The 13,416-nt window shown below is 72.1% G+C and carries 11 protein-coding genes and 1 pseudogene; 8 read left to right on the forward strand and 4 right to left on the reverse strand.

The annotated features are described in order from the left end of the window. The first annotated feature begins 171 nt into the window (after positions 1-171). From ACQEVZ_RS36730 to ACQEVZ_RS36745, 4 genes are all read left to right on the forward strand, one after another. Complete coding sequence (locus ACQEVZ_RS36730) at positions 172-987, forward strand: cyclase family protein (protein ID WP_363403873.1); 816 nt, start codon at positions 172-174, stop codon at positions 985-987. Positions 988-1,012: 25 nt separating this feature from the next. Continuing rightward, a complete protein-coding gene (locus ACQEVZ_RS36735) occupies positions 1,013-1,528 on the forward strand; it encodes a M15 family metallopeptidase (protein ID WP_354895397.1) in 516 nt (171 codons plus the stop codon). Between the two features lie 32 nt (positions 1,529-1,560). Next, positions 1,561-2,013, forward strand: coding sequence for a hypothetical protein (locus ACQEVZ_RS36740; protein ID WP_433375104.1), 453 nt, complete (start codon positions 1,561-1,563; stop codon positions 2,011-2,013). Between the two features lie 452 nt (positions 2,014-2,465). Beyond that, positions 2,466-3,392, forward strand: a complete 927-nt coding sequence (locus ACQEVZ_RS36745; RefSeq protein WP_433375107.1) for a type II secretion system protein GspK — start codon at positions 2,466-2,468, stop codon at positions 3,390-3,392. 649 nt (positions 3,393-4,041) lie between these two features. On the opposite strand, the gene ACQEVZ_RS36750 is transcribed toward ACQEVZ_RS36745, so the two are convergent. The 4 genes and pseudogenes from ACQEVZ_RS36750 to ACQEVZ_RS36765 form a co-directional block, all read right to left on the reverse strand. Continuing rightward, positions 4,042-4,662: a LutC/YkgG family protein gene (locus tag ACQEVZ_RS36750; protein WP_433375110.1), complete on the reverse strand. Its 621-nt coding sequence runs from the start codon at positions 4,660-4,662 to the stop codon at positions 4,042-4,044. A 764-nt stretch (positions 4,663-5,426) separates the two neighbouring features. Continuing rightward, a pseudogene (locus tag ACQEVZ_RS36755) lies at positions 5,427-6,881 on the reverse strand (LutB/LldF family L-lactate oxidation iron-sulfur protein); the annotation flags it as partial. Continuing rightward, a complete protein-coding gene (locus tag ACQEVZ_RS36760) occupies positions 6,878-7,603 on the reverse strand; it encodes a (Fe-S)-binding protein (protein ID WP_344503291.1) in 726 nt (241 codons plus the stop codon). The pseudogene ACQEVZ_RS36755 and the gene ACQEVZ_RS36760, both read right to left, overlap by 4 nt. Before the next feature lie 3 nt (positions 7,604-7,606). Next, positions 7,607-8,650 carry a LacI family DNA-binding transcriptional regulator gene (locus ACQEVZ_RS36765; RefSeq protein WP_433375113.1) on the reverse strand — a complete coding sequence of 348 codons (1,044 nt, stop codon included), beginning with the start codon at positions 8,648-8,650 and terminating at the stop codon, positions 7,607-7,609. Between the two features lie 115 nt (positions 8,651-8,765). On the opposite strand from ACQEVZ_RS36765, the gene ACQEVZ_RS36770 reads away from it, so the two are divergent. The 4 genes from ACQEVZ_RS36770 to rhaS are packed head-to-tail and all read left to right on the forward strand — an operon-like array spanning position 8,766 to position 13,411. Next, positions 8,766-10,277, forward strand: a complete 1,512-nt coding sequence (locus tag ACQEVZ_RS36770; protein WP_344503293.1) for a sugar ABC transporter ATP-binding protein — start codon at positions 8,766-8,768, stop codon at positions 10,275-10,277. After that, positions 10,274-11,293, forward strand: a complete 1,020-nt coding sequence (locus ACQEVZ_RS36775; RefSeq protein ID WP_433375117.1) for an ABC transporter permease — start codon at positions 10,274-10,276, stop codon at positions 11,291-11,293. Before ACQEVZ_RS36770 ends, ACQEVZ_RS36775 begins: the two co-directional genes overlap by 4 nt. After that, entirely contained in the window at positions 11,290-12,306 is a 1,017-nt protein-coding gene (locus ACQEVZ_RS36780) for an ABC transporter permease (RefSeq protein WP_344503295.1), read from the forward strand. Before ACQEVZ_RS36775 ends, ACQEVZ_RS36780 begins: the two co-directional genes overlap by 4 nt. 52 nt (positions 12,307-12,358) lie before the next feature. Continuing rightward, positions 12,359-13,411 (forward strand): rhamnose ABC transporter substrate-binding protein, encoded by a 1,053-nt coding sequence (rhaS, locus tag ACQEVZ_RS36785; RefSeq protein ID WP_344503296.1) that lies wholly within the window; start codon positions 12,359-12,361, stop codon positions 13,409-13,411. Positions 13,412-13,416: the final 5 nt, after the last annotated feature.

Genomic DNA, 13,416 nt, shown 5'->3' on the forward strand with positions numbered 1-13,416 from the left:
TCGGACCCGCCCGTTGGTTCCCTCCGTGGCTGAATTTAGGCAGACGCGCGTCCGTCGCACTGGGTCGAAGGCCCCGCCACGCCAGGTACAGCGGCAGATCTTGCGCGGGCCGGTGCGGCGGTGCAATGTGGCTTGTCGGCACCTGGACACGGACGCGAGGGGCTAAAGACCATGCAGCGACGACATCTTCTGACAGCGGCGGCGAGCGGTGCGGTCGCCGGCGCCGCGGGCCTGGCCGGCACCGCGGCGGCGGCCGAGAGCGGGGGCCCAGCGTTGAAGCCCGGCAAGACCCGGCTGATCAGCCTGTCGCACGTCAACGACCCGGCGACGACCAACATCTACCCCGGCGACCCGGCGTTCGAGCTGGAGACCATCGCCACCATCGAGAACGAGGGCTACTACCTGCAGTACGTCCGCGAGGGCGAGGCGACGGGCACGCACTGGGGCGCGCCGGGGCACTTCAACGCCGGCGAGCCCCTGGCGGACGACCTCGACCCCAACGACCTGTTCCTGCCCGCGGTCAAGATCGACGTGCGGGACAAGTGCGCCCGCAACGCCGACTACGCGCTGACGGTCGACGACGTGAAGCAGTGGGAGCGCCGGCACGGCCGCATCCCCGACGAGTCGATGATCATCATGTGGACCGGCTGGGAGTACAAGTGGGGGACCGACGCGTTCCCGAACCTCGACGCCGACGGGGTCCTGCACCAGCCGGGCTTCGCACCCGAGACGGTCCAGTGGTTCATCGACACCGGCCGGATCGGGCGCAACGGCGGCACCGGCATCGACACGTTCGGCCCCGACCTGGGCACCGACCCCGACTTCAGGGCGTCGCTGCTGGTGTACCGGCGGCACCGCATCAGCCTGGAGATCCTGGCGAACCTGGCCAAGTTCCCGGCGACCGGCGGGTCGATCCTGTGCGGCGGCTTCATCAACGCGAAGGGCTCCGGGTCGACCGCGCTCATCTACGGCGTCCTTCCTCACTAAAGTCGCGCCTCCGGGTGCCGATGCGGTGCGTGTGGAAGGCATCACCGGCATCGCCACCCGGATGGCAGAGATCCGCTCGCAGCTCGCCGCCCTGACCCCGCCTCCTGCTGTACAGGCCGCGCCGGAGTCGTCCTTCGCCTCCGCGTTGTCGGCGGCGACGTCGTTGCAGGACCGCTACGAGAACGGCCGCATCCCCGTCACGGCGCTCGCCGAGGTCGGCTCGACCGGGCACCGCCTCGCCGCCCCGGCCGCGGCCGCGCTCGAGAGCCTCCTGCGCGCGGCGCAGCGCGACGGCGTGAAGATCGGGATCACGGACTCGTACCGCAGCTATGACGAGCAGGTCGACCTCGCCCGCCGCAAGGGCCTCTACTCCCAGGGCGGCCTGGCGGCGAAGCCCGGCACCAGCGACCACGGCTGGGGCCTCGCCGTCGACCTGGACCTCGACGCCAAGGCGCAGGCCTGGATGCGGGCCAACGGCGGCCGTTTCGGCTTCACCGAGAACACGCCCCGCGAGCCGTGGCACTGGAAGTTCACCGCCTGAAGTTGTCGTACCCGGCGGTTACGCTGCCGGGCATGGTGTTGTCGTTGCTGCTCACCGCGCATCTCGGCCTGGCCGCCATGTGGTGCGGCTCGATGGGCTACAGCCTGCTGGTCGTCCAGCCGAAGCTGGCCCGCGCCGGGCTCGGCGACGACCAGCTGGAGGAGCTGCTGACGCTGCTCGCCCAGGGCAACCGCTGGAAGGTCGTCCCGATCGTCGCCGCCCTGCTGGCCACGGCCGCCGCGATCCTCACTCTGACGGGCAGTGCTGCCTTCATCGCGGTGTTGCTCTTGTACTGCGCTGCCGCCGCCGTGTTCGCCGACGTGTCCTGGCGGCACTGGCCGACCCGGGTGTTCGCGCTGCCCGCCGAGCGTCCCGGCCTGCGCCGCGCCCTCCGCTTACGCGCCTGGACGATGCTGGTCCTGGTCGGCGCGGCCTTCACCACCGCGCTGTGGACGGCGTCGTGGGCCTGGGCGGGTGCGTCCTGACCCCGGTCAGCGGTCGTGGGTGAGCCACCGGTTCAGCTCGACGGCGCCGTGGCTTCGACGGGGCCGTGGCCTTCGTTGGCGGTGATCAGTGGGTCGGGCCGTGCGGCGGTCGGGGTCCGGTCGTTCGTAGCCACGATCATCGGTGCGCTGCTGGCCACGGCGGCCGTGATCCTTGTCCTGATGGCCGGTGCTGTCTTCGTCGCGGTGTTGCTCTTGTACGGTGTGGCCGCCGCCGTGTTTGTCGGCCTGTCCTGGTCGGCGCGGCCTTCGCCGTCGCGCTGTGGACGACGGCGTGGGCTTGGGTGGGTGCGTCCTGACCCCGGTCGGCTGTGTGTTCCCGATCGTCGTTCTGGTGGGCGGTGCTGTGGGCAACGGCCTGGGCCGCCCGCTGTTAGTGTTCGCGGGGCGACCAGCGTCGATGCATTGGCCGCCCGGCCTGACAGGAGGACCTGATGTATCCGGCACCCGCCGCCCGCCCGAGTTTCGGCTGGAAGCTCCTGCAGAGCTGGTGGGTCCTCATCTCGATCCTGGGGTTCGGCTGCTTCAGCGGCGCGGGCCTGGTCCTCGTCGGCCTGCGCGCCCGGAAGCCGGCGTGGTGGGGCTGCGGCGTCGGGTACCTCCTCATCGGCACCGCCATGGTCGTCCTGTCCGAGAAGGCCACGGTGCCGGACGATCCTTCCAGCGGCGGCGGCTTCGCGGCGCTGTGGCTCGTGCTGTGGGTGGTGTGCGTCGTGCACTCGTTCGTGCTCAACGTGTACTGGCTCCGCTGGCTGGAGCAGCGCCGCGCCGTGGCGGCGTTCGGCTCTCCCGCTGCCTTCGGCTCCCCGGCCGCCTTCGGGTCGCCCGCGGCGTTCGGGTCTCCGGCCGCCTTCGGTTCGCCTGCGGCGTTCGGTTCGCCGGTGGGTCCGGCGTCCGCGGTGCCGTACTCCGTGCCGCCGGCCGGTTTCCCTGCCCAGGCGACCCCGCCCGCCGGGTTCAATCCGTACGCGACGCCGGCGGCCGGTTTCCCCGCGCAGTCGCCGCCCGCCGGCTTCGGTCCGCAGGCCACGCCGTCGGCCGGCTTTCCGGCCCAGTCCGGCGGGTTCACGTCGCAGCAGTTCACGGTCGACCCGATCCCGTCGACCTCCACCACCCCGTGGCCCGCCCCGACACCCTGGACGCCGACCGCCGCGTCTGTCGACGTCAACACCGCCGACGCCACGCTGCTCGCCACCCTCGACGACTTCGACGCCGCCCGCGTCGCGTACGTCCTCTCCGAACGCCACCGCCGCGGCGGCTTCACCAGCCTCTCCGAGTTCGCCACGACCGCCCAGCTGTCCCGGCACCAGTTCGACCGCATCCAGCACCGCCTGACCCTCACACCCCCTCGCCGGTACTGATCCGGCGTGTGCCGGCTCCCTCGCACAGCGTGACGCGACTGGATTCGGCGTTGCGCGGGAGGGAGAATGGTGGGGCAGCGCCAATCGGGGGAGGCGGCGCATGTTCGCTCTGCCATTGTCTGAGACGTGTCGATCTGATCTGGTGGCCGGCCAGCACGCCCGTCGCCGCGAGGAACGCCGGCGGGCCAGGGCCGAGTTCGCTGAGGCGCGCACGCACGGACTCACCGCCCGCCACGCCTTGAAGCTGGCCCGCCTCCGCCCGCCACCGTCCAACAGGCCGCACACCGCAGCTCGGTTCGCAGCCCAGCCCGCTGACCGGCCTGCTGCCGTGGCTCCGCCCACTGCCCGGCCCACTGCTGCGGTTTCGCGCGCTGCCCGGCCTGCTGACTGGTCCACTGCCCGGCCGGCTGTTGTGGTCCCGCACGTTGCGTGTCTTCACCGACGATCGCGCCGACCAGCTGCCCGCATGCGGGTCGCGGCGGTCCAGCTGGCACTCTTCCCGATCGATCTCGTGCTCGACGCACTTCCACCGAGGGCCGCCCCGGTCGACGCAGTTCGTGGAGGAGCTTCGGTCGGGTCGGGCGGAGCTTCGCCGGCGCTGGGGGCTGCTTCAGCTGGGTCGGGGGTGGTTCTGGGCGCGGCGGGGGTGCTAGTGGACGAGGAGGACGACCAGGGTGCGGGGGCCGTGGACGCCTTCGACGCGGTTGAGTTCGATGTCGCTGGTGGCGGAGGGGCCGCTGATGAGGGTCAGGGGGCGGGTCGGGGTGAGGCGGGCGAGCAGGTCGGGGACGGTGCGGACGACCTGGTCGGCGCGGACCACGCAGAAGTGGCGGTCGGGGACGAGGGTGATCGCGCGGCGGCCCTGGTCGGGGCTGCCGTCGAGGGCGATCGTCCCGGTCTCGGCGCACGCGGCGGCGCAGGCGGTGGCGACGCCGGCGAAGGTGTCCAGGTCGGCGGGGGTGAGGGTGCCGTCGTCGACGTGGGCGCCGGGGAGCTCGAACGGCAGGGCCGGCGGCACGATCAGCCGGCCGCCGGGAGGCATGGTGGCGGTGAGGGCGGCGCGCAGGTCGGTCTCGAGCGTGGCGGGGGTGGTGGGGACGACCGTGGCCTTGTAGTCGGTCAGGCGGTCGGCGAGCAGGGACAGCAGCTCGGGGGAGCCGGTCGGCACCGCCCCCACGCGCCGGTAGTCCCGTGGCACGGCGGGCACGGCCGGGTCGGGCCCGAGCGCGGCCCGGATACGAGCCAGCACGTCGGCGCGGGCGTCAGTCATCGGCCCTCCTGCGCATCGAGATGGGGGAGGTCACGCCGCTGATCAGAAGACTCACCAGGACGGCCATCAGCGGGCGACCCCGGCCGGGGATCAGCCGGCGAACCGGGGCGGAGGTCAGAAGCGGGGCCGGGACCAGGATCAGATGACGGCTCGGGAAGCGGTTCAGAAGCCGGCCCGGGGCGGAGGTCAGCAGGCGGGCCCGGAAGGAGATCGGCAGGCGAGCCGGGCTGGGGGTCGGCAAGCGAGCCGGGCTGGGCGTCAGAAGCCGAGCCGGTCCGGGCGTCAGAAGCCGAGCCGGTCCGGGCGTCTGACGGCGAGCTGGGCTGGGGGTCGGCAAGCGAGCCGGGCTGGGCGTCAGAAGCCGAGCCGGTCCGGGCGTCTGACGGCGGGCCGGGGTGGGGGTCGGCGGGCAGGGAGTCAGGTGCCGGGCCGGGATGGGCGTCAGCGGGCAGATCGGGCTGGGCAACAGGAGGTGGGCCGGAGCGGGGGTCAGGAGGAGAGCCGGGACCGGGGTTGGCGGGTGAGTTGGGGTGGGCGTCAGAAGGCGGGCTGGAGCGGGGGGCGGGAGGCGAGGTAGGACCGGGGGCGGCAGACAGGCTGGGACCGGGGTTGGCGGGTGAGTTTGGGTGGGCGTCAGAAGGCGGGCTGGAGCGGGGGGCAGGAGGCGAGGTTGGACCGGGGGCAGAAGACAGGCCGGGACCGGGGTTGGCGGGTGAGTTGGGGTCGGCGGGCGAGGTGGGGCGGGCATCTGAAGGTGGTGCGGGGCGGGTGCGCCACCAGTCGCGGAAGGACTGGGCCGGGGGGCGGGGGAGGTCGCGGGAGGTGGTCCATGCGGAGAGGGGTGGGGGCAGGGTCGTGATGTGGTTGGTGCGGCGGCCGAGGAGGCGGCCGAGGCGTAGGAGGCGTTCGGCGCTGCGGAAGCGGGCCGGGCGGGACATCACCCAGGACATGGCGGCCATGGTGATGGCCTCGGGGGAGGGGAGCGGGGAAGCGGCGCGCGCTTCCACGTGGCGGTTTCGCAGGTGTACCAGCATCGAGGGGATGTCGATGCGGACGGGGCAGGCGTCGAAGCAGGCGCCGCAGAGGCTGGAGGCGTAGGGGAGGGAGGCGTTGTCCTCGACGCCGGTGAGTTGGGGGCTGAGGACGGCGCCGATCGGGCCGGGGTAGACGGAGCCGTAGGCGTGGCCGCCGGTGCGTTCGTAGACGGGGCAGACGTTGAGGCAGGCGCTGCACCGGATGCAGTGCAGGGCGGCCCGGCCCGAAGGGTCCGACAGGACGGCGGTGCGGCCGTTGTCGACCAGGACGAGATGGAAGTCCTGCGGGCCGTCGCCGGGGGTGACGCCGGTCCAGAGGGACGTGTAGGGGTTCATCCGCTCGCCGGTCGACGAGCGGGGCAGCAGCTGCAGGAACACCTCCAGGTCGGTCCACGTGGGGACGACCTTCTCGATGCCCATGACCGTGATCAGGGTCTGCGGGAGGGTCAGGCACATGCGGCCGTTGCCCTCGGACTCGACGACGGCGAGGGTGCCGGTCGAGGCGACCGCGAAGTTGGCCCCCGACACCGCGACCCGAGCGGTCAGGAACTTCTCGCGCAGGTACGCGCGGGCGGCCATCGCCAGCTCGCGCGGATCGTCGGAGAGCGAGGCGGCGGCAGGCATCGTGCGGCGGAAGATGTCGCGGATCTCGGTGCGGTTGCGGTGGATGGCGGGGACCAGGATGTGCGACGGCTTGTCGTCGCCGAGCTGCACGATGAGCTCCGCCAGGTCGGTCTCCCACGCGGTGACACCACCCTCGGCGAGCGCCTCGTTGAGCCCGATCTCCTGCGTCGCCATCGACTTGACCTTGACGACCTCGGTGGCGCCGGTCGCGCGGACCAGGTCGAGGACGATCGCGTTGGCCTCGACCGCGTCGCGGGCCCAGTGCACGGTGCCGCCGCGGGCGGTCACCTGCTCCTCCAGCTGGACGAGGAGGGTGTCGAGGTGGGCCATGACGTAGCCCTTGATCGCCTCACCGGCGAGGCGCAGCTCCTCCCAGTCGGGCACCTCGGCCACGACGGCGGCGCGCTTGCCGCGGATGGTGCTCGTGGCATGGCCCAGGTTGCGCCGCAGCTGGTCGTCGGCGAGCGCCGTCCGGGCCGCGACCGGGAAGGACGTTGAGCCACGCAACGCGCCGACACCTCGCGGCGCGTACACCGGCATCCCAAGGAACACGGAGGTCATGTCGCCGCCAGAATCTCTGCGAGGTGCACGGGCCGGGCAGCGGTGGACAGGCGGGACAGGCCGCCGCCGATGTGCATGAGGCAGGACGAGTCGCCGGCCGAGACGACCGAGGCGCCGGTGGACAGGACGCTGCGGAGCTTGTCGCTGAGCATGGCCGCGGACGTGTCGGCGTTCTTCAGCGCGAACGTGCCGCCGAAGCCGCAGCACTGGTCGGCGCCGGGCAGCTCGACGAGGTCGATGTCGCGGACCGCGCGCAGCAGCCGCAGCGGCCGGTCGCCTACCCGCAGCATGCGCAGCGAGTGGCAGGTCGGGTGGTAGGTGACGCGGTGCGGGAAGCGGGCGCCGACGTCGGTGACGCCGAGGACGTCGACGAGGAACTCCGACAGCTCATAGGTGCGCTCGCCGAGCTCCTCCGCCCGGTGCGACAGCGCGACCCGGCCGGCCCGGCGGGCGACGGCCGCGTGCTGGTGGCGGATCGAGCCGACGCACGAGCCCGACGGCGCGACGATCGCCTCGTAGCCGGCGAACGTGTCGACCTGGTGCTCGACCAGGCGGACGGCCTCGCGCTGGTAGCCCGTGTTGATGTGCATCTGGCCGCAGCAGGTCTGCGCCTCGGGGAAGACGACCTCGTGGCCGAGCCGCTCCAGCAGCTCGACCGTGGCCCGGCCGACCTGCGGAAACATCGCGTCGGCGAGACAGGTCACGAACAGTGCCACACGCATCGATCACCGCCCTTTCAGAGAATCCCGCTGAGATGACCGGCGGGTGCGGGGCCGGCCACTCGACTCGCGGACGATCAGCTCCGGCTGGAACACCACGTGGCGGTGCTCATGGCGGCCGTCGTCCTCGATCTCCTCGAGCAGCAGGGCCGTGGCGGTGCGACCGAGCTGTTCCCGAGGCTGTCGCACGGAGGATAGCGGCACCGCGGCCGCCGCGGCGAACTCGATGTCGTCATATCCCACGATCGCCACGTCCTGCGGCACGCGGATGCCCCGCTGGGTGAGGCCCTGCAGCACGCCGAGCGCGACGAGGTCGTTTGCGCAGAAGACCGCCGTGGAGCCGGCCGCGGCGTCGATCTCGGCGGCGGCCGCCCGGCCCGCGGCGACGGTGAGGTTGGGCGTGGGGACCACCGAGAGCTCGGCCTTCCCGGCCACGGCCGCGGAGATCCCGGCGTGCCGCTCCCGGACCTGGGTGATGGAGGCCGGCCCGCCGACGAACGTGATCCGCCGGTGGCCCTGCTCCACGAGGTGCTCGCCGGCGAGCCGGCCGCCGAGCACGTCGTCGACCGCGACCGAGCAGCGGCTGTGCCGGCCGGTGCCGCGGTCGACCAGCACGACCGGGGTGCCGCGCTGGATGAGCAGCTCCAGGCGCGAGTTCGGCGACTCGTCGACGGGCGTGATCAGTACACCGCGGACCCGCTGCTCCTCGAGGAGGTCGAGATGGCGGTGCTCGCGGCCGGCGTCCTCGCCGCTGTTGCAGACCACGACCATGACGCCGTGCTCCTCGGCGGCCGCCTCCGCGCCGCGGACCACGTCGGTGAAGAACGGGTTGGTCACGTCGAGCACGACGAGCGCGATCTGCCGGCTGTGCCCGGCCCGCAGCTGCCGCGCCGAGTCGTTGCGCACGTAGCCCAGCTCGGCGATGGCGTCGAGGACCCGCTGCCGGGTCGACGAGGCGACCAGCTCGGGACGGTTGAGCACGTTGCTGACGGTGCCGATGGAGACGCCCGCGCGGCGGGCCACCTCCTTGATGCCGGTCGTGGTGGACATCGATCTCCCGTACCTCTGAAACGTGTCAACTCGAAGAGGGTGTATCAAACCGGTAACGCCATTGAAACTCTTGACGCCATCGACGGTCTGCTTCTACCGTCACTGTAGTCATCGCATGAAACGTTTCACAAGGGAGGACGGCGAGGTGCTGGTTCTCGAGGGCGTGAGCAAGTCGTTCGGCGCCGTGGCCGCGCTGCGCGACGTGCGCCTGGAGCTGCGCGGCGGCGAGGCGCACGCCCTCGTCGGGGAGAACGGCGCGGGCAAGTCGACGCTGGTGAAGATCCTGGCCGGCGCGCACGCCCCCGACACCGGCACGATCACGCTCGACGGGCAGCCGCTGCGGCTCGGCGGCCCCGCCGACGCCCGCGACGCCGGCATCGCCGTCATCTACCAGGAGCCGACGCTGTTCCCGGACCTGACCGTCGCGGAGAACATCTTCATCGGCCGGCAGCCGCTGCGCTCGCTGCGCCGCGTCGACACCGCCGCGATGCGGGCCCGGTCCGCCGAGCTGTTCGCCAGGCTCGGCGTGCACCTCGACCCGGACCGGCCGGCCCGCGGGCTGTCGATCGCCGACCAGCAGCTGGTCGAGATCGCCAAGGCGCTGTCGTTCGACGCCCGGATCCTGGTCATGGACGAGCCGACCGCCGCGCTGTCCGGGGTCGAGGTCGAGCGGCTCTTCGCCGTCGCCCGGTCGCTGCGCGACGCCGGGGCCGCGGTGCTGTTCATCTCGCACCGCTTCGACGAGGTCTTCTCGCTCTGCCAGCGGATCACCGTCATGCGCGACGGCCAGTGGGTCTCCACCGACCCCGCCGACGCGCTCACCGTCGACCAGGTCGTGCGGCGGATGGTCGGCCGCGAGGTCTCCACCATGTACCCGCAGCGCACCGCCGAGGTCCGCGAGGCCCGGCTGGAGGTCGACGGGCTCACCCGCGCCGGCGTCTTCCAGGACGTGTCGTTCACCGTCCACAGCGGCGAGATCGTCGCCCTCGCCGGGCTCGTCGGCGCCGGCCGCTCCGAGGTGATCCGCGCCGTCTTCGGCATCGACCGGCACGACGCCGGCGAGGTCCGCGTCGACGGCAGGCCGCTGCAGAAGGGCAGCGCGTCCGCGGCGATCGCCGCCGGCCTCGCGCTCGTGCCCGAGGACCGCCGGCAGCAGGGCCTGGTGATGGAGCTGTCGGTGGAGCGCAACGCGACCCTGCCACGGCGCTGGTCGCTGAGCCGGATCGGGCTGCTCCTCGGCCCGTCGGAGCGCCGCGACGCCCGCACCTGGACGGAGCGGCTGCAGGTGAAGGCGGCCAGGCTGAGCGACCCGGTCGCCACCCTCTCCGGCGGCAACCAGCAGAAGGTCGTCCTGGCGAAGTGGCTGTCGACGGCGCCGCGGGTGCTCATCGTCGACGAGCCGACCCGCGGCATCGACGTCGGCACCAAGGCCGAGGTGCACCGGCTGCTCAGCGAGCTCGCGGACCAGGGCGTCGCCGTGCTCATGGTCTCCAGCGAGCTGCCCGAGGTCCTCGGCATGGCGGACCGGGTCCTCGTCATGCACGAAGGGCGGCTCGCCGCCGACATCCCCCGTACCCGAGCCGACGAGGAGTCCGTGATGCTGGCGGCGACAGGACAGGCGACATGACCGCCGTGCTCGACAGAGCAGAGGTGAAGACCTCGAAGCTCACCCACCGGGTGTTCCTGGTCCGCGAGCTCGGCATCCTCGTGGCACTGGTGCTGCTCATCGGCGGCACCGCGATCAGCAACCCGCGGTTCCTGCACGCGCAGAGCGTCAAGGACCTGCTGCTCGGCTCGACGATCCTGGCGATCCTCGCGACCGGCCAGGCGATCGCGGTCGTCACCCGCAACGTCGACCTGTCCGTCGGCTCGGTGCTCGGGCTGTCGGCGTTCGCGACCGGCACCCTGTTCCTCGACCATCCCGGGCTGCCGATCCCGGTGGTGCTCCTGGCCGGCACGGCGCTCGGGGCGGTGTGCGGCGCGGTCAACGGTGCTCTCATCGCCGCCGCCCGGGTGCCGGCGCTGGTGGTCACGCTCGGCACGCTGTACGTCTTCCGCGGCATCGACTACCGGTGGGCGACCGGCAAGCAGATCAACGCCGCCGACATCCCGCACGGGTTCCTGCGCATGGGCACCGCCACCGTCCTCGGCGTGCCGGTGCTGACCCTGTTCGCGGTCGTCGTCGTCCTCTGCGCCGGGTTCTACCTGCGCTCCTATCGCAGCGGGCGGGAGTTGTACGCGATCGGCTCCGACCCGGCCGCGGCGCGGCTCTCGGGCATCCGGGTGGGCCGGCGGGTGTTCGCCGCGTTCACCGCCAGCGGCGCGCTCGCCGGGCTCGCCGGGGTGCTGTACGTCGCCCGGTTCGGCACCCTCGACGCCAACGCCGGCCTCGGCCTGGAGCTCAACGTCGTCGCCGCGGTCGTCGTCGGCGGGGTCGCCATCTTCGGCGGCAGCGGCTCGGTCTACGGCGCGGCGCTCGGTGCCGTGCTGCTCACCACGATCGCCAGCGCCCTGCCGGTGCTCGGCATCAACCCGTTCTGGCAGCGGGCCGCGATCGGCGCGCTCATCCTCGCGGCGATCGGCCTGGACCGGGTCCTGTCGCTCCGCGTCGCACGCAGCCTGCAGGGAGGCCCGGGCAAATGACCGAGCTCAGCACCACGGCCAAGGCCGCGCCGGCCGCGCCCGGGAGAAGAAGCCTGGTGGTCTCCTGGGACGTCGTGGTCCTCGTGGCCCTCGTCCTGGTCGCCGTCGTCGGCGCCGCCACCATCGACGGCGTCGCCAGCCCGCGGTTCTGGCGGTTCGTGACCCTGGAGGTCGTGCCGATCGCGATCATCGCGCTGCCGATGACCCTGGTCGTCATCACCGGCGAGATCGACCTGTCCGTCGCCAGCACGCTCGGCCTCACCTGCGCCGTCATGGGTGACCTGTGGGCGCACGGGGTCACGTCGCTGCCGCTGCTGATCGCGCTGTGCCTGCTGCTCGGCGCGGTCCTCGGCGCCGTCAACGGCCTGTTCGTCACCGTGTTCGGGCTGCCGTCGCTGGCGGTCACGATCGGCACCCTCGCGCTGTACCGGGGGCTCGCGTACGTCGTCCTCGGCGACAAGGCCGTCGCCGACTACCCGGTCGCCTGGACCGACGCCGCGATCGACCCCATCCCCGGCCTCACGATCCCGTGGGTGATCATCGTCGTCGCGGTCCTCGCGGTGCTGTTCGGGGTGCTGCTGCACGCCACCCCGGTCGGCCGCGGCCTGTACGCGATGGGCAACAACACGGAGGCGGCCCGCTTCGCCGGGATCGCGGTCGCCCGCACCAAGTTCTGGCTCTTCGTCGCCACCGGCACGATGGCGTCGCTCGCCGGGGTCTTCTGGACGTTCCGGTTCGCCAGCGCCCGCGCCGACAACGGCAACGGCCTGGAGCTCGCGGTCGTCGCGGCGGTCCTGCTCGGCGGCGTCTCCATCTTCGGCGGCCGCGGCGGCATGATCGGCGTCATCGGCGCCGTCCTGCTGCTCAGCACCCTGCGCAACGCCCTGCAACTGGCGAACGTGCCGGCGAACACCCTCACCATCATCACCGGCTCGCTGCTCATCGCCTCGGTCGTCGGGCCGAACGTCATCGGCATGGCGCGCGAGCGCCTGCGCCGGCGACGCACCACGTAACGACACCCCCACCCCCGTTTCCGCGCGACCCCCGCTGAAAGGATTCAATCCCATGAGAGCTGGCAAGCTCATCGCGGTCGCGGTAGCCGCCGCGCTCGCGTTCAGCACCACCGCCTGCGCCGAGGACTCCGACACCGGCAGCACCGGCGACACCGGCACCGCCACCTCCGACACCATCAAGAGCGGCCTGAAGGTCGCGTTCCTGCCGAAGCAGGTCAACAACCCGTACTTCGACACCTCCGACAACAAGGGCGGCAAGGTCGCCGTCGAGGAGTTCAAGGGTTCCTACACCGAGACCGGCCCGTCCGAGGCCAGCCCGTCGGCGCAGGTCAGCTACATCAACACGCTGTCGCAGCAGGGCACCAACGTGATCGCGGTGTCCGCCAACGACAAGGACGCCATCTGCGGCGCCCTCAACGAGGCCCGCAAGGCCGGCGCGAAGGTCGTCACGTACGACTCCGACACCAAGCCCGAGTGCCGCGACCTCTTCATCAACCAGGCGACCTCCGAGGGCATCGCGAAGGTCCAGATCAAGCTCATCTCCGAGGCGATCGGCGCCGACGGCGGCGAGATCGCGATCCTGTCGGCGACGGCCAACGCCACGAACCAGAATGCCTGGATCGAGATGATGAAGACCGAGCTGGCGAAGCCGGAGTACAGCAAGCTCAAGCTGGTCGACACCGTCTACGGCGACGACGACGACCAGAAGTCCTTCCAGGAGGCGCAGGGCCTGCTCGCCAAGCACCCCAACCTGAAGGGCATCATCTCGCCGACCACCGTCGGCATCGCCGCCGCCGGCCGGTACCTGTCCGGCTCCACGTACAAGGGCAAGGTCCAGCTCACCGGTCTCGGCACCCCGAACCAGATGAAGGCCTACGTCAAGGACGGCACCGTCAAGGCGTTCGCGCTGTGGAACCCGGCCGACCTCGGCTACCTGGCCGCCTACGCGGGCGCGTCGCTCGCCTCCGGCGTCATCAAGGGCAAGGAGGGCGACAAGTTCAAGGCCGGCAAGCTCGGCGAGTTCACCGTCGGCAAGGACGGCACCATCCTCCTCGGTGACCCGTTCACGTTCAACGCCTCCAACGTGGACCAGTTCAACTTCTAAGGGGG

This window comes from Dactylosporangium sp. CA-152071 (assembly GCF_050936335.1).
In the GTDB taxonomy this organism is placed as follows: domain Bacteria; phylum Actinomycetota; class Actinomycetes; order Mycobacteriales; family Micromonosporaceae; genus Dactylosporangium; species Dactylosporangium maewongense.